This is a genomic window from Catenuloplanes sp. NPDC051500 (genome assembly GCF_044454585.1).
Taxonomy (GTDB): Bacteria; Actinomycetota; Actinomycetes; order Mycobacteriales; family Micromonosporaceae; genus Catenuloplanes.
The window spans coordinates 110,372-133,470 of the sequence record NZ_JBITDX010000012.1 but is presented as its reverse complement, the minus strand read 5'-3'; the positions used below and the strand labels follow the sequence as shown (position 1 = coordinate 133,470).

The window sequence follows — 23,099 nt, the reverse complement described above, 5'->3', positions numbered from 1 at the left end:
GACTGGTTCCACACTCACGACCGTGAGCCTCCGGCCGGTTCCGCGTTCTCCGGCCGGAGGTCTTGACCGGTTCTGCTCTCGCGGTTCGTGGGGCTCGCGTGGGTCGCCAGGTCAGGAGCTCGCGTGGGTCGCCAGGTCAGAAGCGGGCCGGGGACTCACCGGGCGGGCATCATCTCCCGGACCGACTTCGCGATCTCCACCGCCGCCGTGTGCGCCGCGCCGCTCACGCCGGCCAGATTCATGAACGCGTGCACCATCCCCGCCACCCGCCAGGCCCGCACCGGGACTCCGGCCGCCCGCAGCCTCTCCGCATATGCCTCTCCCTCGTCGCGAAGCGGATCGAGCCCGGCCGTCACCACTACGGCGGGCGGCAGGCCACGCAGATCGGGCGCCCGAAGCGGCGAATGCCGAAAATCAGCCTCGGAACCGGTAAAGCCGGCCAGGTAATTCGCTCGAAAGAAGGCGAGATCCCTCGCGGTCAGCACCGGCCCGTCCGCGAACAGCGAGCGCGACGGCCACGGCCCGAAATGATCCAGGAGTGGATAGACGAGAAGCTGCAATACCGGGGCGCCGGATCCGCGTAGCAATTGACACACCACGGCGGCCAGATTCGCCCCGGCGCTGTCGCCACCGACAGCTATCCGGGCCGGGTCCGCACCGAGCGACGCCGCGTGCGAGAAAGCCCACACCACCGCAGACCTCGCGTCCTGTACGGCGGCGGGAAACGGATTCTCCGGGGCAAGCGCATAGTCGGCCGCAAGCACGTGCACGCCCGCATGCGCGCACAGCAGACGGCAGATCTCATCGTGCGTGTCGAGGTCACCGGCGACGAACCCGCCACCGTGGAAGAAGACGAGCATCGGGGCCGACGCGGCGGCCGGCACGTAATGACGGCCGGGGAGGCGGCCCGCGATCCTGACCGGCCGCACGTCGAAGACCTGTGTGGGGGCGCCCGCGGTAAGTGCGACGGAGTCCCGGGTACGGCGCCGGGTGCGGTCCGGCGTGCCGGCGGTGAGGCCGTGGAGACCGCGCCAGCGCTGCACGCGCAGCAGCATCGCCACGGTCGGGTCGAGGGCCGGGTAACGGCCGATGAGGCGCTGCACAGGCGGCGGAAGCGCGAGCAACCGGCGCAGTGCAAGCGCCTCCAGTGGGTGCACCACGCGGTGACCCCTCTCGATGCAGGTCGGACGCTTGAACGGCGCGCACAGCGTCCACATAGGATGGCCGTAACGGGGGCGCGTGGCAGGACCGGACAACCCGGCCGATCGCGTTGCGATACATGGGATTCCCGCCGTTCCAAAGTGAATGGCTTCCCGAATCGACGACCCCCATCCGGCACCCCACGGCACCCGGATCCATCGACGGTAGCTTCGGGCACCGGAGGAAGGAAGAGCATGACGACGGCGGCCGACGACGCCCGCATCCGGGTTATGCAGGGCTTCACGACGGCGGTCGCGGAGCGCGGCTACGCGGCCACCACGATCGCGGACATAGTGGCCGCGGCGCGCGTGTCCAAGCGAACGTTCTACGAGCACTTCCCGGACAAGGAGGCGTGCCTGCTGGCGACGTACCAGGCCAGCGGCGACCGGCTGGAACATGTGCTGCGCGAGGCGGCCCGCGAACCCGGCGACGGGTGGCGGGAGCGGATGTACGCGCTCGTCACCGCCTACCTGTCGGCGCTTGACGCGGCGGGGCCGGCCAGCCGGACCGTGCTGGTCGAGGTGCAGGCGGCGGGGCCGCGCGCGTTCCGGATGCGGGGCGAGATCCAGCAGCGGTTCGCGACGCTCTTCTCCGAACTCGTCGCGTCCGAGCCTGAGCTGCCGCCGCTGCCGCCACGACTGGCGATCGCGCTTGTGGGCGGCATCAACGAGCTGCTGCTGCACACGGCGGACCCGTACACCCGTGATGGTGAGCCGTTCCGGTCGCTCACGGACACGGTGATGGAGTTCGCGGCCGCGATAATCAGCCGTGCAACTCCCACCTCGGGCGCCCGGTAAACCGTACCGGCAAAAGATCTTGATCTTTGGTTGGAGCTGATCAATCGGTTCGGGAAATAATGCCGGTATGGACCGACCGGAATGGGCCCCGCCGGGCATCGACGTCGAGCGACCGAGCGCCGCGCGGCTGTATGACTACTTTCTGGGCGGTTCGCACAACTTTGCAGCCGACCGTGCGGTGGCTCAGCAGTTGCTCGCGACCGCGCCGGACATCCCGTTGATCGCCCAGGCGAACCGCGCCTGGCTCCGCCGGGCCGTCAGCATGTTGGCCCGGTCGGGGATCAGACAGTTCCTTGACATCGGCTCGGGCATTCCGACGCTCGGCAACGTGCACGAGGTGGCGCGCGAGATCATCCCGGACGCGCGGGTGGTCTACGTGGACATCGACCCGGTCGCGGTCGCGCACAGCTCCGTGCTGATCCGCGGTCAGGAGGGCGTGGTCGCGATCCAGGGTGACGTGCGCAAGCCGGCCGACATCCTGCACGACCCGGTGGTCCGCGAGCTGATCGACTTCAACCAGCCGGTGGCGTTGCTCGTCGTCGCGCTGCTCCAGTTCGTCCGGGACGAGGACGACCCGGCCGGCGTCATGCGGCAGTTGCGGGACGCGTTGCCGACCGGCAGCTACCTGGCCCTCTCACACGGCGTGGTCGACGGCTGGCGGCACGACCGCGAAGCGGTGAAGAACCTGTACAACCGCACCACCACGCCCGCGGCCAGCCGTACCCGCGCCGAGGTCGCCCCGTTCTTCGGCGACTTCGAGCTGGTCGACCCGGGCCTCGTCTGGGTCACCCAGTGGCGTCCGGACCAGCCGAGCAACATCGACGGCGTCAAGGCGGCGAAATCAGCTGTGGTCGCGGGAGTGGGGCGTAAGCCGTGATCGTCGAGCCGGCGCCGAGGGGCCTGATCGACGGCCAGCACATCACCCGCGTCGCGCGGGCCTGGGCGCGGGCCATCGCCGGCGCCAGCTACGTGCCGATGGCGCATGTGGACATCGAGCTGCGCCTGGCCGGCTTCACCACCCGGCTGCTGCGCGTGCTCACCAGCCAGCCGTTCGATCCGAGCCCGGCCACCCAGGTCGGCGTCGAGCTGGTCGAGGCGCACTTCGCGTCGCCGGAAACGCTCGGCCACACCATCGGCGTGCTCGCCGACCGGCTGCCGCCACTGGCCGGCACATCGCTCGACTCGTCCGGCCGGCGGGTGATGCGGCTGCTCAGCGCGCTCTCCGTCGGATATTCGCGCGGTCTGCGCGAGCGCACGCTCGACGAGCAGGAGAGCATCCGCCTGGCGACAGTGCTGGCCCAGCGCCAGACCGAGAGCGCGTTGCGGGAAAGCCAGGAGGCGTTCCGGCACGCAGCCGTGCACGACCAGCTCACCGGCCTGCCCAACCGGATCTTCTTCGAGAAGCAGCTCGCCGACCTGATCACCGACGGCAGCCGGGAGCGGATCGCGATCTGCTTCATCGGCATCACCAGCCTGCAGGCGATCACCGACCGGTTCGGGCACATCCTCGGCGACCGCGCGCTCGCCGTCACGGCCGACCGGCTCCGCACGCTGGCCCGGTCGCTCGGCCACCCGCTGGCCCGGTTCGCCGGCGACCAGTTCGTCATGCTGATCGAGGACCCGGCCGACACGTCGTACCTGGCCGGAATCGCCGAGCAGATCATCGCCACGCTCGCCACGCCCGTGCACACCGACCGTCACCTGCTGCCGATGTCCGCAAGCGTCGGCGTAGTCGAGCGCCAGGTCGCCGGCATGGACGCCAACGATCTGCTCCGCGCCGCCGCAATGACGTTGCAGTGGGCCAAGGCGGACGGCAGCGACCGCTGGCGGCTCTTCGACGAGGCGCGCAGCGACCGCGAGATAGCCCGGCACGCGCTCGCCGCGGACCTCGCGCTCGGCATCGACCGCGACGAGTTCTTCCTCGAATACCAGCCGCTGGTACGGCTTGAGGACCGCGCGGTGATCGGGGTGGAGGCGCTGGTCCGCTGGCAGCACCCGCGCCACGGCCGGCTCTCGCCCGGCCGCTTCATCGACCTGGCGGAGGAGAGCGGGCAGATCGTCAGGCTCGGCCGCCGCATGCTCGACAAGGCCTGCCGTCAGGCCCGCGAGTGGTCGCGGCTGACCGACAGCCCGCCCTACGTCAGCGTCAACGTCGCGGTCCAGCAACTCCGGGACGGCGACAGCCTGCTTCGTACCGTGGAGAACCTGCTCCAGGAGATCGGGCTCGCCTCCGAGCTGCTCCAGCTGGAGATCACCGAGAGCGCGTCAATCCCGGACGACCCGCAGATCCGCCGCACGCTCGACGACATCGCCGGGCTCGGCGTCCGGCTCGCGCTTGACGACTTCGGCTCCGGCTACTCCAACCTCGGCTACCTGCAGAACCTCCCGGTCAACCAGCTGAAGATCGACATGCAGTTCGTCCGGGACTGGAAGCCGTCCTCCACCAAGTCGCTGCTGCCGTCGCTTGTCGAGCTCGCCCACAACCTGCGACTCTCCGCGCTCGCCGAGGGCGTCGAGACGCTCGAACAGGCCGATTACCTGGAGTCCATCGGCTGCGACCACGTCCAGGGCTACTACTTCGGCCGGCCGCAGGCGCCCTCGGAGATCACCTCGCTGCTCCTGGAGTGGAGCAGCGAGGAGGAGGATTCCTAGAGCGTGACCGTGCGGCCCTCCTTGATGGACGTCTCGGCCGCCTCGAGCACCGCGACGATCAGCCGGCCGAAGTGCACGCCGCACGGGTGCGGGGCACGATGCCGCGCCGCCTGGACCAGCTGGCTGATCGCGGAGCCGAACGCCTCCACCGACGTGGTCTCGTGCTCCGGCACCAGCACCGCGCCCTCGGTGCCGTGGAAGACCGTCGACGTGCCGGTCAGCGCGGGCGGCGCCTCAAGCGTGAGCGTCAGCGAGCTGACCGCGCCAAGCATGTGCTTGACAAGCACGTGCGTCGTCCCGTTCGGCCCGGACAGCGCGGTCACCGAGATCGGCATGCCGAGCACCCCGAGCAGCACGGCGAGCGCGTGCGGGCCGACGTCCCAGAGACCGCCAGCCTCCTTGCGCCAGGCCGAGTCCGCGTACGGCCCGTTGTCGCCGTAGATCGAGGCGAACCGCTCGGCCCGCGCGCCCTGCCACCCCCCGGTGGTCACCGCCTCCCTGATGAACTCCTCCACCGGCTGCTGGAACCGGCTGGTGAAGAACACCACTGAGGCCACGTCGTTCTTCTCCACTGCGGCGACCACCTGGTCCGCGGCAGCGATTGTCAGCGACAGCGGCTTGTCAAGCAGCAGGTGCCGGCCCGCGGAGGCGGCTCGGGTGGCAAGCTCGGCCTGCACGTCCGGCGGCAGCGCGATCGAGACGGCGTCCACGTCGGCGATGAGCGCATCCGGGTCGTCGTAGGCCGTGATGCCGAACCGGTCAGCCACCGCCCTGGTCTTCTCCGGATCACGCCCCCAGACGCCGACCAGCTCGGCCTCCGGGTGGTCGGCCAGCGCCGTACCCTGCGTCTCCACGGCCCAGTAGCCCGTGCCGAGCAGTCCGAATCTCATCGTCGCTCCTCATCGCCGTGCCGGTGAACGACACCAACCCTAGGGGTATACGAATTCGTTACCCATCCGGGTTCACGGTGCGAAGTGGATCAGATGAATCAGTTTCCGACGCCGAGACTCGACATCATCGCCGCCGGGTATCGATCCCCGTGCGCCACACCCTTCGGGACCGCGGTCTCGATCGGCCGGGCCACACCCGCGCAGGTTTTTCCCGGCCACCCACGGGAGGGGAGCCCGCGGGAGCGTGCGGGTCGCCACCATCCGCAGAGCGGGAAGATGACCTGGCTCTTGATCTTGCGTTAGCGGCGGCGGCGTTTGCGGTCGGTGTGCTGGCGGGCCACGATCATTGCGTCGTGGGCCTCTGCCGCGGCCTCGGCCGCCTCCTCGGCGAGCGCGATGGCCGCGATCTCCGCGATCCGGGCTGCTTCGTCGGCGGCACGGGCGGTGGCGGCGGCGCGGTCGTGCAGACGGCGGGCCGCCCGCTGCTCGGTCTGGTAGCGGTAGGCGATGCGCTCGCGCTCGCTCTGTATCGGCGACTGGTCGGTGGTGGCGACGCGGAAGACGTCGCGCAGCTCCTCGACGGAGATCTCGCCGCGTTTGTAGGCGCCCAGCGCGGCTCGGGAGACGGTCCGGTCGCGCTCGTCGAGGTCCTCTTCGGACACGTCGGTCTCGGCGTTGTAGGCCTGGACGGCGGCGGCCGCGGCGATCTCGGCGGCCGCGTCCTCCACGTCCTTGCGGGCGGCGTCGTAGGCCGCGTCCGCCACCTCCTGTGCGCGCCACGCCTCGTCGCGGGTGACTTCGGCGTCGGTGGCGGCGATGCGGGCCTGCTCGGCTGCGGCGGCGGCGCGACCGGCCTTGGCGTAGGCGACTGCGGCCAGCTCGGCCAGCTCGTCGGCGGCGGCGTGCAGCAGCGCGGGGTCCGGGGCCTTGACCGTCTCACGTGTGGTCAGGCTGACGATGGCGAGGAATATCAGCGCCACGATCACCGAGCCTCCGGCGATCAGAAGGCCCCACATCGCCACCGACAAGTCGTAACCCAGCACGCCTCGACCCTCCCCGATCCCGGACGTCAACCACTCATCTTCCGGGTCTTGAATCACGTGCCGGTCACGGCCCGGCAAGCGCCCGGACAATGGCATGGAACAGGGCGTCCTTGCGGCGTTCGCGCTCGGGGAGCTGCTCGTACGGTACGAGGCAGGGGTGGGTCTTCGCGTCCGGGTCCTTGCGTTCGCCGTACCGCCAGCCGTCCTTGTATTTGAGGTCACACCAGCTCGTGTGCAGCTCTTCCGGGGTGGCGCCGGCCAGGACCCGGCGGACGCTGGCCTCGGTGGCCTCGCGCTCCCAGTCGTCCGGCCACTCGGGTGATGGGCGCGCATCGCCGACTGCCTGCTGGAACGCGCGGTTGGCGGCGTGACAGACCCAGCCGATCTGGTCGACCGCGGCCTGATCCGCTGGTCTCTCGAATGCGGTCATTCTGGTCCCTCCACCCTTGGCGGGCCCGCGCGTAGAGTGGCCCCGTGCACCATGGAGACGCCCGGTGAACGGAGCACTCGACCTCGCGATCATTATCGCCTCTCTCGCCGTGGCCGCCTGGGCCGGTTTCGCCGGTTTCCGCGACCGCGCGCCGGACCGGGTGCAGTTCATCGGCCTGATCGTGCTGCAGGTGGGCGTGCTGGCGATGGGCGTGGTGTCCGGTGTGGCGCTTCTTCAGGGCGCACGCCCGGCCGAGATCGAGACCTTCGCCGGGTACGTGGTGACCACTGTCTGCTGGCCCGCGGTGGCGTTCGTGCTCGGCCGGATGGAGCCGACCAAGTGGGGTTCGGTGACGATCGCGGTGGGCTGCCTGGTGATCCCGGTGCTTGTGCTCCGGCTGGAACAGATCTGGGGATAGACGGCGACATGACGACCGAGCTGAACGGGATGCGCCCGACCGGGCGTGGGCCCGGCCGGGTGATCCTGGTGATCTACTGCATCTTCGCGCTTGCGGCGGGTGCGCGGGCGGCACTGCAGATCGCCACGAAGTTCGACGAGGCGCCGCTGGCGTATGCGTTGTCCGCCGTCGCTGCCCTGGTCTACCTGGTCGCGGCGATCGCGCTGTCCCGCAACTCGCGCACCGGGCGCCGGGTGGCGCTGGTGTCGATCATCGTCGAGCTGATCGGCGTGATCGTGGTCGGGCTGCTCAGCGTGTTCGACGCGCGGGCGTTCCCGGACGCGACGGTCTGGTCGAACTTCGGCCAGGGCTACGGTTACGTCCCGCTGGTGTTGCCGATGGTCGGCCTGTTCTGGCTGCACCGCACCACGAAGCCGGTCACGGCTCCCGCCGGAGCCTGATCCACCGGAAGCCGTAGCCGTTCAGCGCGAGCTTCGCCAGGTCCTCGGTGATCGGGTCGTAACCCTCGTCGGACAGCACCTCGACCGGGTGGTCCGCGTCCGCGGCAAGCGACGACATGTCGACCTCGCAGGCGGTGTCGGTCAGGTTGTGCAGGAACAGCACGCTTCCGGTCCGGTCGATCGCGCGGTGGGCGAGCACGCCGCGCGGGACCTGTACGTCCACGTGCTGGCAGGAGCCGGCGCCGACCTCGGGCGCCTCCCGCAGCGTGTGGATCATCCGCTCGAACCAGGACAGCAGCGACTGCCGGTCGTTGCGTTGCACAGTGGCGTTGAGCGTCTCCCAGCCCTCGACGAGCGGGCGCACAAGCGAGTCGCCGTCGGAGAAGCCCGCGTTCTTGGCCTGGGACCACTGCATGGGGGTACGGATCGCCATCCGCCCGTCCAGGCTGAGGTCCTCGCCCATGCCGAGTTCCTCGCCGTAGCGCAGCACCGGCGTGCCGCGCAGGCTGAACTGCAGCGAGTAGGCGAGCTGGATCCGGCGCATGTCGTTGCCGAGCATCGGCGCGAGCCGCCGCCGGATGCCTCGGTCGTAGAGCCGCATGTTCTCGTCCGGGCCGAACGCCTCGAACACGTCCGCGCGCTGGTCGGCGGTGAGGCGGGACAGGTCCACCTCGTCGTGGTTGCGCAGGAACGTGGCCCACTGCGCGCCGTCCGGAAGCGCGGGCGTGTCCCGAAGCGCGTCGATGACCGGCTCCGGGTCCTGCCGGGCGAGCGCAAGCATAAGCCGCGCGTTGAGCATGAAGTCGAAGAGCATGTGCAGCCGGCCGCCGAAGTAGTCGGTGAGTTCGGCGGGCTCCACGTTCGCCTCGGCGAGCAGCAGTGCGTCACCCTGCCGCCACTGGACGTGCTGGCGCAGCTCGCTGAGGAACTCGAAGTCCTTCTCCGGGTTCGGGTTGCCGGGCTCGGTGCGCTCGATGATGAACGGCACCGCGTCCATCCGGAAGCCGGAGACGCCGAGCTGCAGCCAGAACGAGCAGATCTTCTTGATCTCCTCGCGGACCTGCGGGTTGGTGATGTTCAGGTCCGGCTGGAAGTCGTAGAACCGGTGGTAGAACCAGGCCTTCGCGGTCCGGTCGTAGGTCCAGGTCTCGTCCTGCTCGCCGGGGAACACCATCCCCTGCCTGCGGTCGGACGGCGCCTCGTCGGACCAGACGAACCAGTCACGGTACGGCGAGTCCGGCGACGACCGGGCCGACTGGAACCACGGGTGCTCGTTCGACACGTGGTTGACCACCAGGTCGATGATCACGCGGATGCCGAGGTTGCGGGCCTCGTGCACCAGCTCCGTGAAGTCGCCGAGCGTGCCGAAGCGCGGGTCGACGTTGTAGAAGTCGGTGGCGTCGTAGCCGTCGTCGCGGTTCGGCGAGGGGTGGATCGGGTGCAGCCACAGGCAGGTGATGCCCAGGCGCGCCAGGTAGTCCAGCCGGCCGATCAGTCCCCGGATGTCACCGACACCGTCGCCGTCCGAGTCCTGGAACGTGTCGATGTCGAGGCAGTAGACGACCGCCTTGGAGTACCACCGCTCATTCATGACCCCGGGTTTTTCCAGCCTGGCCCGACACCAAACCGACACGGATAGATGAGATCATGGGCGCGGGGACCGGCGCGGCGCAGGGAGAACGAGAACGAACGAGGAGCGATGGCGACCATCTACGACGTCGCACGGCGCGCGGAAGTCTCCCCGGCAACCGTTTCCCGCGTGGTCAACGGCCACGCCAATGTAGACCCCGTCCTGGTGGGACGGGTCCGGCGTGCCATGCAGGAGCTCGGCTACCGGCCGAACGCTGTCGCCCGGAACCTGCGGCGGAGCCGTACGACGCTCTGGGCTGTGATCATCCCGGACATCGGCGACCCCTTCTACACCTCGGTGGTGCGTGGCGTGGAGGACGCGGCCCGGCTCGCCGGATTCTCGCTCGTGCTCTGCAACACGGACGACGACGAGGACAAGGAGGGCGGGTACGTCGACGCCGCGCTGGCCGAGCAGATGGCCGGCGTGATCGTGGCCCCGGCCGGCCCCCGCGCACCGCACGTGCGCCGCCTGCTCGACTCCCGGGTGCCCGTGGTCGTCGTCGACCGCCAGCCGCCGGACCTGCGGGTGGACACCGTGCTCGTCGACAACGAGCTGGGTGCGCAGGTCGCCACCGCGCACCTGATCGAGGCCGGCTACCAGCGCATCGCCTGCATCACCGGCCCGCCCACGGTCTCCACGGCGAGCCGGCGTGCGGACGGCTACCGGGCAGCGCTGCACGAGCACGGCCGCCCGGTGGACGACGCGCTGATCCGGCACACCGGGTTCCAGGAGCAGGCCGGGCACGACGCGATGCGGGACCTGCTGGCGCTGGGCGAGCGGCCGGACGCGGTCTTCGCGGCCGGCAACCGGCTGGCCCTCGGCGCGCTCCGCTGCCTGCAGGATCGCGCGGTGGCCGTACCCGAGGAGATCGGCCTTGTGGGTTTCGACGACCTGCCGTGGGCCGCGCTGATCCGGCCCGCGCTGACCACCGTGGCGCAGCCCACCTACGAGCTGGGCCGGTCCGCCGCGCGCCTGCTTGCCGAGCGGATCGCGGAGCCGTCCCGGCCGCCGTCGACAGTCACGCTCGCCACGCACCTGGAGGCGCGGGCCAGCTCGGCTCGTTTCGGGAGGGTGAACGGCGGGTAGCTGGGCGGGGTGATAACCGCCGACGCGCCCTCGCAGAACCTGACCGGCCTCAGCGGATGGGTCGCCGGCGTCATCGAGTCGCTCGGCGAGCTCGGCGTCGGCCTGCTCGTCGCGCTCGAGAACCTGATCCCGCCGATCCCAAGCGAGGTGGTGCTGGCCCTGGCCGGCTACCTGGCCAACCAGGGCAGCGTCAATCTGGTGCTGGTCTGGATCGCGGCCACGCTCGGCTCGCTTGTCGGCGCGATCGCGCTCTACTGGGTCGGCCGCGGGCTCGGCGAGGACCGCATCAAGCGCTGGCTGGACAAGGTGCCGCTTGTCGAGCGGGAGGACCTGGAGAAGGCGGACCGCTGGTTCGAGCGGCGCGGCCGATGGGCCGTGCTGTTCGGCCGCTGCATCCCTGTGGTGCGCAGCCTGGTGTCCGTGCCGGCGGGAGCCGACCACATGCCGATGCCGCTGTTCCTCGCGTTCACCGCGCTCGGCAGCGGGGTGTGGAACGCGATCTTCATCGGCGCGGGCTATGCGCTCGGCTCCCGCTGGCAGGACGTGGAGCGTTACAACACCTGGTTCGATTACGCGATCTGGGCGGTCTTCGCCTGGATCGTCGGTCAGTTCATCGTCAGCCGCGTCCGGGCTCGGCGGCGGAAGAAGGCGCCGCAGTCGGCGTGAGCAGGTGCCGGTCCGCCCCGAGCACCAGCCGTTCCACAGCGGTCCAGGTCGTGGTGGTGACCAGGTAGAGCACTGCCGCGAGCGGCACGATCGCGGCGAAGAGCACGGTGCCGTACGGCAGGAACCGCATGAACCGCATGATCTGCGCCTGACCGGGCGGGGCGTCCGGCGAGACGGGCGTCGCGGCCTGCACAAGCGCCATCCGCCGGGACGACCACCAGGCCAGCACGGTGAGCATCACCAGCAGCACCACGAACAGCACCAGGCCGCCCTCGTTGGCGTGCGCGCCAAGCGGCGTGCCGAAGAACCGCTCGTCAAGCAGCGCGTTGTGCTCGCCGGCCAGCTGCGGCGTGGTGAAGAGCCGGTACATGACAGTGAAGAACGGGATCTGCAGCAGCGCGGGAAGGCAGCCGCCGAGCGGGCTCGCGCCCTCTTCCCGGTAAAGCTTCATCATCTCGGTCTGCAGCGCAGCCGGATCGCTCTTGTGCTTCGTCTGCAGTTCCCGCAGGCGGGGAGCGAGCGCGGCGGTACGCCGTTGCCCGCGGATCTGCGCCCAGGTCAGCGGCGAGATCAGCAGTCGGACGCCCATGGTGAACAGGATGATGGCGATCGCGGTCGCGGCCGTGCCGGCAAGCGGCGCGGCGACCGAGGCGATGGAGGACACGACGGTGCCGGCGATGCCGGCGGCCCCGTCGATCGGGCCGAACGCGAGCATGGGGAACCCCTCAAAGGACTTTCCGGACGAAAAGGACTAGGCGACCGAGGGGAAGGTCGCCGGGGCCCGGGGCCGAGAACGGCCGGCCGCGTCCGGATCACGTAAACGAGGGGTGCGCGTATTGAGGGCCCGCACCCGCATCGCGGCGCCACGATGAAGCGCGGGACGGCCGGGCCCGGCCAGCCGCCCGGTGGCGAGGTGCACCGCGAGCACCACTGCGACCAGACCGGCTGCCGCAACCGCAGCGGAGGCGAGCAACTCGGCCGGGCTGGCGCCGGGCGCGGTCAGCTGCGCGGCGGCCCACGCCCACAGCGACCACACGAACCCGGACAGCAGCATCAGCCCACCTTACCTACCCGCGTCGAGCGCTGTTCTTCTTGATCACGTACTCGACCAGCTCGATCAGGAGCTCCTTGCCGGACGCGCGGTCCCGGGCGTCGCAGAGCACGACCGGCACGTCGTCATCCAGGTCCAGCGCGACCCGGACAGCCGCGGGGCTGAACTTCTGCTCGCTGTCGAAACAGTTCACCCCGACCAGGAACGGCAGGCCGCGGGTCTCGAAGTAGTCGATCGACGGGAAGCAGTCCGCAAGCCGCCGGGTGTCCGCGAGCACGACCGCGCCGAGCGCGCCCTGGGCCAGCTCGTCCCAGAGGAACCAGAACCGGTCCTGCCCGGGCGTGCCGAACAGGTAGAGCACCAGGTCCCGGTCGATGGTGATCCGGCCGAAGTCCATCGCGACAGTTGTGGACGTCTTGGCCTCGACGCCGGACAGGTCGTCCGTGCCGACGCTGGCGTCGGTGAGCATCTCCTCGGTCTGCAGCACGCGGATCTCGCTCACCGCGCCGACCATCGTCGTCTTGCCCGCGCCGAAACCGCCGGCGACAAGCACCTTGAGCGCGACCGGGGCGCGCCGTTCCTCAGTGTCCATCGATGCCGCTCCGGTGTGTGACGGAGAAGTTGTCGCCGACGCGCGTGACCAGAAGTGTCATCTCATAGGAGATCAGGCCGATGTCCGCCTCGGACCCGGCCAGCACGGCGAGGCAGGAGCCCCGGCCGGCCGAGCTGATGAAGAGGAACGCGTCCTCCATCTCCAGCAGCGTCTGGCGTACCGCGCCGGCATCGAAGTGCCGGCTGGCACTTCGCGCCAGGCTTGCGAAACCGGAGGCCATGGCGGCCAGGTGCTCGCCGTCCTCCCGGGAGAGCCCTCGGGAGGCGCCGATCAACAATCCGTCCGCGGAGAGGAGCACCGCTTGCCGGGTGTGTGGCACCTTCTCGATGAGCTCGTCCAGGAGCCATCCCGGCTGGCTGAACAACGTCATGCCGCAGTCTCCCACAACGTTCCGTGACCGTCGTGCCGGTCGATGCCGTCTCCGCAGCCGACAGTGGTAACCGAGAGTGCGGCCATGCCAGCGCGGTGTGCGCATGGCGTGTTTTTCGACGAGAACATCCCGGCGGCCCTTCCCGATTCTCACGTGCGACCGGGACATCATCCCTCGTTGCACAACGGGAGATAGAGGGGGGAGGTGGTTTTCCATTGCGCGTGACGAGACCGACGCGCTCCGCATTTACTCCCTTGTGGAAGGTCTCTGGCTTGCGTCGGAATCCCGACACATCGATCGGTAGATTTGCGACTCTTCATGCATACAAGAAGGCGATCACTACTCTGAGTGATCGCCTTTACCTGCTCGTCGCGGGCCCGGCGGTGGGCGCCCCGGCCGGGGGACGCCCACCGGGCATCGGCATCAGACGTCGATCGCCTCTTCTATGCGCCGCAGCTGGTGGCGGGCCAGCGCCAGGTTCGCACGCGACTTGCTGAGCGCCAGGTAGAGGAACAGTCCCTTGCCCGAACGCGCCTTCAACGGGCGAATCAGGTGGTACTGCTCCCCAAGCGTGACCAGAATGTCCTCGATCTCGTCGCGCAGTTGCAGCATCTCCATCGCGCGAAGCTTCGCCCGGACCACATCCGTGTTCCCGGCCGCCGCGACAGTCAGATCGAAGTCCTTCGTGCCACCCGCGATCCCCAGCGCCATTCCGCTGGTGTAGTCGACGAGCGCCACCCCGATCGCCCCGTCGATCTGCATCGCGTCCTTCAGTGCGACATCCATGTCTGGCATTGCGTTGCCTCCGTGAGGGCTCCGTTGGGAAGAAGGCCGAAGAGTCCGGCAACCGCAGACGCACGTGAGCCGGGTACGGGTTACGACAATGCGCCGGAGCGACGCACACGAGTCGCACAGAATGTGCGACTGAGATTCCACGCACTGTCACAAGCTTCGGCTGTCAGAAGCCGCGAGTTGCACACTTCTGCAACTACGCAAACCCTCAAGCAGGCTCTCAAGCGAGGCGGGTACCCGCGTGTCGGTGCCGCTCTACCAGGCGAAGGCCGAGATGTTCCGGACCCTCGGCCACCCGGTCCGGATCCGTGTCCTGGAGCTCCTCCAGGACGGCCCCAAGCCCGTCCGCCACCTGCTTGCCGAAATCCACGTCGAGGCGTCAAGCCTTTCCCAGCAGCTCGCCGTCCTCCGCCGCGCCGGAATTGTCCTGACTTATCGTGATGGGCCGCTGGTCATGTACGCACTGAGCACCCCACACGTCGCGGACCTCCTGGCCGCCGGCCGCCACATCCTCCGCGCGGTCCTGGCCGACCGCGACGGCCTCCTGGTCGAACTCCGATCCGGCTCCTAGGCCCGGTTCTCACCACGCGGCGCCACCAAACCAAGATCGATCAAGGCGCTCTTCCCACTTACGCGGTGGTCCGGCCCGCACGCTCCCGCGGGCACCGGCGCCGCCGCCGGTCACCCTCACAACAAAAACCCGCTGTCCGTTACAGGTACACCGGCCCTCCCCACCCCACGAGGCCTGCGACCACGCTTACTTTCCCTTCCGCCACCGCACTGGTTCCGGATCTAACAGCCAAGGTCAAGGACGGTCACCGACGCCGAAGCTCCGCGAGCCCTCGGTCGCTCACGGCGCTCGCGCCGCGCCGTGCAGAGCCGCGCCGTGCAGGACCGCGCCGGACGGTGCCGTGCCGTGCCGGACGGTGCCGCGCCGCGCCGTTCCGTGCCGCGCCGTTCCGTGCCGTGCCGTGCCGTGCCGGATCGCACCGTGCCGTGCCGGATCGCACCGTGCAGGACCGCGCCGTGCCGCGCCGGACGGTGCCGTGCCGTGCCGTGCCCGAAATTTCGTGAAATAACGGCGTGGGGTTAAGCCCGTACTGTGGAGCGTGGGGCAACGCCGTCGCAGCTCGCAGCGATCACGCTGGGCGGGCGCAGCACTTCTTGGACTTCAGGCCGGAGCCGCAAGGGCAGGGGGCGTTGCGGGGTGGGGCCTTCGGCTCCGACAGGGAGCCGGCGTAGTGCTCTTCCTCGATCAGGTCGTCGAGCATCTGGTTCGCGTATTGCAAGCGCTCAAGCGGCGTACCCAGATATTCGGACGCCCGCTCGTCGAGCAGGTCGGGCTCGCGGCCAAGCTGGCGGCGGACCTCGCGGCGGGAGCCGAGCAGCATGGCGGCGACGGAGAAGGGCGCGTCCGGGTCGTCGACCTCGGCCAGTTCGTCGTCGGTGAGCATGGCGGCGCCTCGGTTGAGCCAGCGCTCGGCGCTGGCCAGGTCACCGCGCAGCTCGAAGCCCTCACCGGCGCTCAGGCAGTGCTCCGCGTCCAGCGCGGGGTCTCGGCGCATCCGGCCGAGCAGCGCGTCGGCCTGCTCCTGCTCGCCGCGCACGAGATGGATCTCGGCGAGACCGAGGGTCCCGTGCACGCCGAACCCACCACCTGCCGACTGCACCTGCTGGTAGATCTCGTAAGCACCGTCGAGATCTCCGTCGGAGATGAGGGACGCCCCCATGTCGAGCAGGATGTCGTTCGGATCCGGGTAGTACGCGGCCTCCTCGTCCATGCGGGCTCGGCGGGATGCGCGTGCGGACACCATGCGGCCAAACTACCCGAAAGCTACCCCGACGTGGCACACGTAGGCGCGTGCCGTTGGTCGCGCTGTGGGTGCCTGTACCTGCCCGTTGGTGGCGGCCCTGCCGATGATCTGCTCCCCGTGGGGCGGGTGGCTTGCAGACGGGCATCCAGGCGGTCACCTTGTGTGTCATGCACCCGCCACAAGATCAAACGCGGGGGTGATGGCGATCTGGATGGCATGTGGGAAGCGGTGACGGTAGAGGGCGTCAGGTGAGGCGTAAGCACGCTATTCGTCGCGAATGACGTGCACGTGCCTCACCTGGCCGTTGATCTATCGGCCATTGTCGATAGATGACAGCGGCGAGGCGCCCGCAGCAGGAGACTTGTCCGGATATTTCCGCCAGGCGTTGGGTCTGATCAAGCGACACCTGCGCCGCCCCGATCTGGGCAGCAGAGTCGCCGCTGGCTCTGCTGCCCATTCGCGTGCGGCGGTCTGGGGCCTCACGAGCGGAGGGCGGTATCGCGGCCAGGAGTGTGGCGGGTCGGTCCGGCTGGTCGGCGGTCTCACGGCGCGCAGGTCAGCACGGTCACCATCTACGTAAGCGGCGGCTGCGGTCCGGGCAGTCACGGCCCGGGCAGTCACGGTCCAGGCAGTCGCACGGCTCGGGCAGTCACGGCCCGGGCAGTCACGGTCCACGCAGTCACACGGCTCGGGCAGTCGCAGTCCAAACAGTCGCAGTCCAAACAGTCACGGTCCGGGCAGTCGCACGGGTCGGTACCGCGGAGGTAGCGGGAGGGGCGGTTGATCTCGGCCTGAGCGGTCGCACGGGCCGGCATCGAAGCCGTGAGCTTGCCGAATGGCCAGCCGATCTTGGCTCTCGCGTGTCGCCGCGCCAGGGCCACCGCGGCTCGGGCGCCCCGACCCCGGAAGTGGTTCCCCGTTCGGGATCCCGCGTCCACCTGGCGGGATGCAAGATCCTTGCGGCTCTGACGGCCCCTATCCGAGCGCGATAAGGGCCGCCAGAGCCGCAAGGATCTTGACGTAGGCCTTACTGACCCTCCGGCGTCAGGAGGAACGCGCAAGGTGGTACCTATATGATGAAATATCGGGCGCGCGGCGCTCGCACCAGGCCGCTACCGCAGCACTCCATAAGACGAGTCGTGAGCGTGGGCTGTGTCGTGACATATTCGAGTCCGATGCGGCTCTGCATTGGTGCCCGATCACGAAGCCTGCCGAAGTGCCACGACCTGCCCGCATACCCGTGGAACTCGCGGCTTGGGTGCCGGTCCTTGCACCCACCCAGGCCGCAGCCGCCTCGCCCCACAGCCCTTCGCCCCACAGCCGCCTTGCCTCGCAGCCGCCTCGCCCCACAGCCCCTCGCCCCACAGCCTCTCGCCCCGCAGCGGCCTCGCCCCGCAGCCGCCTCGCCCCACAGCCCCCTCGCCCCGAAGCTGCCAAGACGGCGGCCGTGCTGCCGTCGCGCTCCGCAAGCGCGACGATCAGCCGAAACGACTCACCACGCCCAGCCAGCTTCGATCGTGGGTCCCCCAGACCGCCGGACGAGAATGGGCAACAGAAACGCTGCCGGACCACACCGGAAGCAAAAAGCAGGCGGTTGAGCTGCTTCCGGCGCGGCCGGATCGAGGCAGCCGCGCCGGAAGCGGCAGAGATCAGGCGTCGGCGGCGTGCACCGCTTCGGCGGCTTTGCGGGCGGCGATCAGCACCGGGTCCCAGACCGGGGCGAAGGGCGGGGCGTAGCCGAGGTCGAGCGCTGTCATCTCCTCGACCGTCATGCCGGACCAGAGCGCTACCGCGAGCGCGTCGATGCGCTTGGCGGCCTCGGACCGCCCGACGATCTGGGCGCCGAGGAGGCGGCCGGTGCGGCGCTCGGCGATCAGCTTGATGTGCATGGGCTCGGCGCCGGGGAAGTAGCCGGCGCGGCTTGTCGACTCGACAGTGGCGGTGACGTAGTCGAAGCCGGCCGAGGCGGCCTCGCGTTCGCGCAGGCCGGTGCGGGCCACCTCCAGCTCGCAGACCTTGGTGACCGCGGTGCCGATCGCGCCGGGGAAGGTGGCGTATCCGCCGCCGATGTTGATGCCGGCGACCCGGCCCTGCTTGTTCGCGTGCGTGCCGAGCGGCAGGTGGACGAGGCCGCCGGTGATCAGCTGGCGGGTCTCGACGCAGTCGCCGGCGGCCCAGACGTCCTCGTGGCCGGGGACGCGCATGCGCAGGTCGGTGAGGATGCCGCCGTGGTCGCCGACCGCGATCCCGGCGGAGCGGGCCAGCAGCGTGTTGGGGCGGACGCCGAGGCCGAGCACGACGACGTCCGCCGGGATCTCGCCGGACTCGGTGGTAACGCCGGTGACCCGGCCGTCGGCGCCGGTCAGGCCGGTCACCGTGACGCCGGTGCGCACGTCGATGCCGAGCCCGGCCATCGCGTCCCGGACAAGCGTGCCCATGTCCGGGTCCACTGTCGACATCGGCTGGGCGCTGCGTTCCAGAAGTGTGACGTCGAGGCCGCGGTTGATCATCGCCTCGGCCATCTCCACACCGATGTAGCCGCCGCCGATCACGACCGCGCGCCGCACCTGCGGCGTCAGCCAGGACGCGAGCCGGTCGCCGTCGTCAAGCGTCTGCACGCCGAACACGCCGCCGAAGTCCACGTCGGCCCAGGGCGGGCTGACCGGGGTGGCGCCGGTGGCGATCATCAGCTGGTCGAAGCCGAGGTCGTAGCCGCCGGAGTCGGACCGCACCGACACGCTGCGGTGGTCCAGGTCAATCGCGACGACCTCACTTCGTACCCGCAGATCGATGTCCTGGTTCTTGCGGAACGCCTCGGGTGTGCGGACGATCAGGTCGTCGCGCGCGCTGACCTGGCCGCCGATCCAGTAGGGGATGCCGCAGGCCGAGTACGACCCGTGGTCGCCCCGCTCGAACGCGACGATCTCCAGCCGGTCCGCGGGGACGCGCTTGCGGGCCTGCGACGCGGCGGACATGCCCGCCGCGTCGCCGCCGATGACGATGAGCCGTTTCGTGGTCACCAGTCGACTATGACCCGCGGGTGGCCGTGGTCAACAACGTGAGTACGTCGTCGAGCGCGCCGTTCTTCGCGAACGCGGCGCGCTGCCGGGCCGCGCCGGTGCCGTGCGAGCGCAGCCGGCTCAGCAGCACGGTGGTGATCTCCAGGTCGCCGTGCCGTTCCAGCTGCGGCCGGACCAGGTCGACCAGGCGGCGGAGCAGGTGCCAGGCCGGGCGCGGGCGCTGGTTGACCAGGTCGACCGCGAGGCCCTCGAGCCCGTCGTGCGAGGCCCGCCAGTGCGCGGCCGCGAGCAGCTGCTGGCTCACCGCGGGTGCGGGCAGGCCGGCCTCGATGTCCACGATCGCGGTGCCGACAAGCGCGCGGACCAGCGCGGCGACGAGCATGGTGTCGTCAAGCGAGGGGCAGACGTCGCCGACCCGGATCTCCACTGTGGGATATTTCGCCGAGACGCGGGCGTACCAGTAGAGCATCGCGTCGTCGAGCACCGCGCCGGACGCGATCAGATCGTCGAGCAGGTGGCGGTAGTGCGCGTACGAGTCCAGATGCGGTGTCGGGCCGACTGACGGCCAGCGCTCCCACATCACCGACCGCCAGCTCGCATAGCCGGTGTCGATCCCCCTGTAGAACGGCGAGTTGGCGGTGACCGCGTGCAGCACCGGCAGCCACGGCCGCACGTGGTTGAGCACCTGGACGGCCAGCTCCCGGTCGGCCACGCCCACGTGCACGTGCATGCCGTTGAGCCCGTGGCCGGGCGACAGCGCGCCGAACCGCTCCGCCATCCGGTGATAGCGGGGCTGATCCACCACCGGCGAGTCGGGGCCGGTGAACGGGCAGGCGCCGATCGCCACCAGCCGCGCGCCGGCGGCCTCGGCCGCGTCCGCCACGCCCTCGCGCAGCACGCCCATCGAGCGCCGCAACTCGGCCAGATCGACGACCGGCGGCCCGGCCACCTCGATCTGGGTGCGGAAGTACTCGTGCTGGACTGACGCGCGCAGCGCCGGCGAGACCCGGTCCATCACGTCCTCGACGACCGGCGCGGCCTCGGGACGTACCGCGTCGAGAAGTAGATATTCCTCTTCGACGCCGATCGTGAGCAGGCCGGGCGGGGCCTGCGGCGGTGCGGTGTCCAGGTTGACGGTCGGCATCGCGGTCACGGGTCCGCCCTCCGCTCGCAGGTCGAGCGGTCGCCCCGCCCGGTTTCCGGGGTAACCGGGAGTCGGCGGGCGGCGGGAGCTTCCCGAACCCGCCGCACGCCGCGCTTCCCTCCCGGATCACGCTAGCGGCGCTCGGGAGCGGCTACGCCGCAAACCTCAAATCAAGGGCATCAGCTGGTACGGCGGAGGCTTCCTCCGCCGGGCCGTGCTCAGCTCTGGCAGGTCGGGCACCAGTAGGTGTTCCGGCCGGCCATCGTGCCCTTCGCGACCGCAGTCCCGCAGACCAGGCAGGGCTGGCCGGCGCGCCGGTACACGTACACCTCGCCGCCGTGCCGGTCCACGCGCGGCGCCCGGCGCATCGCCTCGGGCGTGTGCCGCACGTGCACGGTGTCGATCCGTCCCTGTGCCACACCGTCCTTCATCAGCGCGCGCAGGTCCTCCCAGATCTCGGTGAACCCGGCCGCGCTCAACGCCCGCCCGGGCGTGGTCGGCAGCAGCCCGGCCCGGAACAGCACCTCGGTGGCGTAGATCAGGCCCGGCCCGGCAAGCACCGATTGATCCATGATCAGTTGGAGTAGCGGCGCACCACTGCGGGCGATCCGCGCGTACGCGGGCGCCGGGTCCGCATCGTCGCGAAGCGGATCCGGCCCGAGCCGTGCGTGGATCAGCGCGACCTCATGCGGATTCAACACCGCACAGGCGGTCGGCCCGCGCAGTTCCAGCCAGCCGCGGTCCCCGGCGAGCCGCATGCGGATCAGCCCGGCCGGTGCCGGCACCGGGGGCGCGCCGGTCGCGAACTTGCCGTACAACCCGAGGTGCACGTGCACGATCAGGTCGCCGGCATAGTGATGGAACAGGTGCTTGCCGTACGCGGAGGTGTCCTCCAGAACACGGCCTGTGACAAGCGCCGCCCCCTCCGCGAACCGCCCCTGCGGACTGTCCACCTCGACCGGCCGGCCGGCGAGGAGCGCACGGTGAGCGAGCGCCAGGCGATGAATGCTGTGTCCCTCGGGCATGGTGGGAAAAGATACCCATTGAGCGATACGTCACTCCAGTCGATCGCACTCGCAGGTCACGCGCCAACCCTTTCGGACGGAAATCCGCGCGGGAGCAAAAAGCCTGTTCCGGTGATCAACCCGGGCCTGTACCGGCCGGTATGCTGGCCACCCTGATCGACCAGCCCGCACGAGGGGACACCGGTGGAGCTGAATCTCACGGGTGACCGGGTGGTCGGGCGCTGGGCCCACATCATCCGGCGGCGTTTCCCCTCCGCGGAGTCGCTCTCCGAGCAGGCCCGCGACGACATCGCCACCCTCGCCTCGACGCTTCGCCTCATCCCGGCGGACACGCCGTGCCCGGCGCTTGACGAGCTGTTCCGCGGTCAGCCGGGCCTGACCTCGGTCGCGGTGGAAGGGCCGGGAGGGCGGCTCGGGCTGGTCATGCGGGAGCGGTTCCTGCTCACCATGTCCGGCGCGTTCGGGTACGGCCGCCCGCTCACCAGCCGCGAGTCGGTGGCCGAGCTGACCGACTGGCATCCGCTGGTGCTGTTGGCCGGCACCAGCGTGCTGACAGCGGCGCAGCGTCTGCGCACCCGCCCGCGTGACGCCCGCTACGACGACGTGATCGTCTCGGACGGCGGCACGAAGCTCACCTCCGTCTCGGCCGCGCTGCTGCTCGACACGCTCACCGAGCGGCTCTCGGCCAAGGTCATCCGGGACGAGCTGACCGGGCTTGCGAACCGCGCGCACTTCCTGGAGCGGCTGGAGGAGGCGTGCATCGACGCCACCGACCCGGAGGATCCGGGCCCGCGCGTGGTGGTCGCGTTCATCGATCTGGACCACATGAAGAAGATCAACGACTCGTTCGGGCATCACGTGGGTGACGCGGTGCTGACCTCGCTGGCCGACCGGCTGGCCGCGGTCGCGAAGGACGACGAGCTGGTCGCGCGGCTGGGCGGCGACGAGTTCGCGGTGCTCGCCCGGCTGGCCGAGGGCGCGGAGGCGGAGCAGGTCGCCTCCGAGATCGGCGACAGGTTCCGGGGCGCGGCCGCGCGGGCCGACCCGGTCATCCCGTACCACGCGCAGACCAAGGCGAGCGTGGGCGTGGCCGTCTCCGGCGAGCGCGCGGACGCGGAGTCCGTGCTCAGCGCCGCGGACATGGCGATGTACCGGGCGAAGCAGGCCGGTGGCGACGATGTGGTCACGGTGCTCGACGTGGGCCCCGGGCTGCCGGAGGACGTGGAGCAGGTCGACCGCTCGGTCCGGCAGGCGATCCTCGGCAACGAGCTGCGCCTGGTCTACCAGCCGATCGTGCGGATCGAGGACCGCAGCGTGGTGAGTGTGGAGGCGCTGGTCCGCTGGGATCATCCGCGGCTCGGCCGGCTCTCCCCGGACCGGTTCCTGCCCGGCGCGGAACGCACCGGCCAGATGCCCGCGCTCGACCGGTGGGTGTTGCGGACCGCCTGCGCGGACCTGGTCGCACTGACCGAGCGGCTTGGCGACGCCGCGCCGCCGTCGGTGAATGTGAACGTGTCCACCCGTACGCTTACTACGCCGTTCGACGTGACAGTGCTCGACGTGCTGGCCGAGACCGGGCTGCCCCCGGAGCGGCTGCGGCTGGAGCTGCCGGAGACCGCGGACCTGACGCTGCTGTCCGGCGCGTACGCCCGGCTGGAGCGGCTGCGCGAGACCGGCGTACACCTGACGCTCGACGACATGGGCGCGGGCTCGACCACGCTGCGGCACCTGTCCACGCTCACCGTGCACGGCATGAAGATCGACCAGATGTTCGTGGCCGGGATGCTCGACAACCCGCGCGACCACACGGTCGTCAAGCTGCTCACCGATCTGGGGCACGGCCTGCAGTTGCGGGTGACCGCGGAGGGCGTGGAGACGGCCGAGCAGCTGGAGGCGCTGCGCGCGCTCGGCGTCGAGCATGCACAGGGTTACCACCTGGGCCGGCCGGCCCCGATAGAGGACCTGGTCGCCTCGTTGACGAACGTCTGACAGCGCGGGGCCCTCGATGAACGACGGCT

General features: G+C 70.2%; 23 protein-coding genes. 9 read left to right on the top strand and 14 right to left on the bottom strand.

Annotated features, from left to right (window positions below):
- Window positions 1-155: 155 nt before the first annotated feature.
- The gene (locus ACIA8K_RS24355) at window positions 156-1,160 is read right to left on the bottom strand and encodes an alpha/beta hydrolase (protein ID WP_396062949.1); all 1,005 of its coding nucleotides are present in this window, start codon (window positions 1,158-1,160) and stop codon (window positions 156-158) included.
- Window positions 1,161-1,394: 234 nt separating this feature from the next.
- Here ACIA8K_RS24355 and ACIA8K_RS24350 point away from each other — a divergent pair, with 234 nt between their 5' ends.
- From ACIA8K_RS24350 to ACIA8K_RS24340, 3 genes are all read left to right on the top strand, one after another.
- A complete protein-coding gene (locus tag ACIA8K_RS24350; protein ID WP_396062947.1) occupies window positions 1,395-1,997 on the top strand; it encodes a TetR/AcrR family transcriptional regulator in 603 nt (200 codons plus the stop codon).
- A 67-nt stretch (window positions 1,998-2,064) separates the two neighbouring features.
- Complete coding sequence (locus ACIA8K_RS24345) at window positions 2,065-2,874, top strand: SAM-dependent methyltransferase (RefSeq protein ID WP_396062945.1); 810 nt, start codon at window positions 2,065-2,067, stop codon at window positions 2,872-2,874.
- Window positions 2,871-4,649 (top strand): putative bifunctional diguanylate cyclase/phosphodiesterase, encoded by a 1,779-nt coding sequence (locus tag ACIA8K_RS24340; protein ID WP_396062943.1) that lies wholly within the window; start codon window positions 2,871-2,873, stop codon window positions 4,647-4,649. Before ACIA8K_RS24345 ends, ACIA8K_RS24340 begins: the two co-directional genes overlap by 4 nt.
- Here ACIA8K_RS24340 and ACIA8K_RS24335 read toward each other — a convergent pair.
- The 3 genes from ACIA8K_RS24335 to ACIA8K_RS24325 all read right to left on the bottom strand — a co-directional run bounded on the left by ACIA8K_RS24335 (window position 4,646) and on the right by ACIA8K_RS24325 (window position 7,012).
- A complete protein-coding gene (locus tag ACIA8K_RS24335; RefSeq protein WP_396062941.1) occupies window positions 4,646-5,539 on the bottom strand; it encodes a Gfo/Idh/MocA family protein in 894 nt (297 codons plus the stop codon). The genes ACIA8K_RS24340 and ACIA8K_RS24335 overlap by 4 nt on opposite strands.
- Before the next feature lie 299 nt (window positions 5,540-5,838).
- Window positions 5,839-6,582 (bottom strand): hypothetical protein, encoded by a 744-nt coding sequence (locus tag ACIA8K_RS24330; protein ID WP_396062939.1) that lies wholly within the window; start codon window positions 6,580-6,582, stop codon window positions 5,839-5,841.
- A 64-nt stretch (window positions 6,583-6,646) separates the two neighbouring features.
- On the bottom strand, window positions 6,647-7,012 hold the full coding sequence (locus ACIA8K_RS24325) for a RyR domain-containing protein (RefSeq protein WP_396062937.1): 366 nt from the start codon (window positions 7,010-7,012) through the stop codon (window positions 6,647-6,649).
- Between the two features lie 64 nt (window positions 7,013-7,076).
- On the opposite strand from ACIA8K_RS24325, the gene ACIA8K_RS24320 reads away from it, so the two are divergent.
- Both ACIA8K_RS24320 and ACIA8K_RS24315 read left to right on the top strand, forming a co-directional pair.
- On the top strand, window positions 7,077-7,430 hold the full coding sequence (locus ACIA8K_RS24320) for a hypothetical protein (RefSeq protein WP_396062935.1): 354 nt from the start codon (window positions 7,077-7,079) through the stop codon (window positions 7,428-7,430).
- An 8-nt stretch (window positions 7,431-7,438) separates the two neighbouring features.
- Entirely contained in the window at window positions 7,439-7,870 is a 432-nt protein-coding gene (locus tag ACIA8K_RS24315; RefSeq protein WP_396062933.1) for a hypothetical protein, read from the top strand.
- Here ACIA8K_RS24315 and ACIA8K_RS24310 read toward each other — a convergent pair.
- On the bottom strand, window positions 7,848-9,461 hold the full coding sequence (locus ACIA8K_RS24310) for an alpha-amylase family protein (RefSeq protein ID WP_396062931.1): 1,614 nt from the start codon (window positions 9,459-9,461) through the stop codon (window positions 7,848-7,850). The two genes, ACIA8K_RS24315 and ACIA8K_RS24310, sit on opposite strands and share 23 nt — an antisense overlap.
- A gap of 108 nt (window positions 9,462-9,569) precedes the next feature.
- Between ACIA8K_RS24310 and ACIA8K_RS24305 the strand changes: the two genes are divergently transcribed.
- Window positions 9,570-10,586 (top strand): LacI family DNA-binding transcriptional regulator, encoded by a 1,017-nt coding sequence (locus ACIA8K_RS24305; RefSeq protein WP_396062930.1) that lies wholly within the window; start codon window positions 9,570-9,572, stop codon window positions 10,584-10,586.
- A gap of 9 nt (window positions 10,587-10,595) precedes the next feature.
- Entirely contained in the window at window positions 10,596-11,252 is a 657-nt protein-coding gene (locus ACIA8K_RS24300; protein ID WP_396062929.1) for a DedA family protein, read from the top strand.
- Here ACIA8K_RS24300 and ACIA8K_RS24295 read toward each other — a convergent pair.
- From ACIA8K_RS24295 to ACIA8K_RS24275, 5 genes are all read right to left on the bottom strand, one after another.
- Window positions 11,203-11,967, bottom strand: a complete 765-nt coding sequence (locus tag ACIA8K_RS24295; protein ID WP_396062927.1) for a YidC/Oxa1 family membrane protein insertase — start codon at window positions 11,965-11,967, stop codon at window positions 11,203-11,205. The genes ACIA8K_RS24300 and ACIA8K_RS24295 overlap by 50 nt on opposite strands.
- A 36-nt stretch (window positions 11,968-12,003) precedes the next feature.
- Entirely contained in the window at window positions 12,004-12,306 is a 303-nt protein-coding gene (locus ACIA8K_RS24290; protein WP_396062925.1) for a DUF6412 domain-containing protein, read from the bottom strand.
- A gap of 13 nt (window positions 12,307-12,319) precedes the next feature.
- Complete coding sequence (locus ACIA8K_RS24285; RefSeq protein ID WP_396062923.1) at window positions 12,320-12,895, bottom strand: GTP-binding protein; 576 nt, start codon at window positions 12,893-12,895, stop codon at window positions 12,320-12,322.
- Complete coding sequence (locus ACIA8K_RS24280; protein WP_396062921.1) at window positions 12,885-13,286, bottom strand: roadblock/LC7 domain-containing protein; 402 nt, start codon at window positions 13,284-13,286, stop codon at window positions 12,885-12,887. The genes ACIA8K_RS24285 and ACIA8K_RS24280 overlap by 11 nt, the downstream gene beginning before the upstream one ends.
- A 423-nt stretch (window positions 13,287-13,709) precedes the next feature.
- Window positions 13,710-14,081, bottom strand: a complete 372-nt coding sequence (locus ACIA8K_RS24275; protein WP_396062919.1) for a hypothetical protein — start codon at window positions 14,079-14,081, stop codon at window positions 13,710-13,712.
- 238 nt (window positions 14,082-14,319) lie between these two features.
- Here ACIA8K_RS24275 and ACIA8K_RS24270 point away from each other — a divergent pair, with 238 nt between their 5' ends.
- Window positions 14,320-14,649, top strand: a complete 330-nt coding sequence (locus ACIA8K_RS24270; RefSeq protein WP_396062917.1) for an ArsR/SmtB family transcription factor — start codon at window positions 14,320-14,322, stop codon at window positions 14,647-14,649.
- A gap of 568 nt (window positions 14,650-15,217) precedes the next feature.
- Here the strand turns inward: ACIA8K_RS24270 and ACIA8K_RS24265 are convergent.
- From ACIA8K_RS24265 to ACIA8K_RS24250, 4 genes are all read right to left on the bottom strand, one after another.
- Window positions 15,218-15,892 carry an SEC-C metal-binding domain-containing protein gene (locus ACIA8K_RS24265; protein WP_396062915.1) on the bottom strand — a complete coding sequence of 225 codons (675 nt, stop codon included), beginning with the start codon at window positions 15,890-15,892 and terminating at the stop codon, window positions 15,218-15,220.
- A gap of 1,649 nt (window positions 15,893-17,541) precedes the next feature.
- Window positions 17,542-18,912, bottom strand: coding sequence for an FAD-dependent oxidoreductase (locus ACIA8K_RS24260; RefSeq protein WP_396062913.1), 1,371 nt, complete (start codon window positions 18,910-18,912; stop codon window positions 17,542-17,544).
- A 7-nt stretch (window positions 18,913-18,919) separates the two neighbouring features.
- Window positions 18,920-20,056 carry a glutamate--cysteine ligase gene (locus tag ACIA8K_RS24255; RefSeq protein WP_396063169.1) on the bottom strand — a complete coding sequence of 379 codons (1,137 nt, stop codon included), beginning with the start codon at window positions 20,054-20,056 and terminating at the stop codon, window positions 18,920-18,922.
- 218 nt (window positions 20,057-20,274) lie between these two features.
- Window positions 20,275-21,081 carry an Fpg/Nei family DNA glycosylase gene (locus ACIA8K_RS24250; RefSeq protein WP_396062911.1) on the bottom strand — a complete coding sequence of 269 codons (807 nt, stop codon included), beginning with the start codon at window positions 21,079-21,081 and terminating at the stop codon, window positions 20,275-20,277.
- A gap of 183 nt (window positions 21,082-21,264) precedes the next feature.
- On the opposite strand from ACIA8K_RS24250, the gene ACIA8K_RS24245 reads away from it, so the two are divergent.
- Window positions 21,265-23,070 (top strand): putative bifunctional diguanylate cyclase/phosphodiesterase, encoded by a 1,806-nt coding sequence (locus tag ACIA8K_RS24245; protein ID WP_396062909.1) that lies wholly within the window; start codon window positions 21,265-21,267, stop codon window positions 23,068-23,070.
- Window positions 23,071-23,099 lie beyond the last annotated feature (29 nt).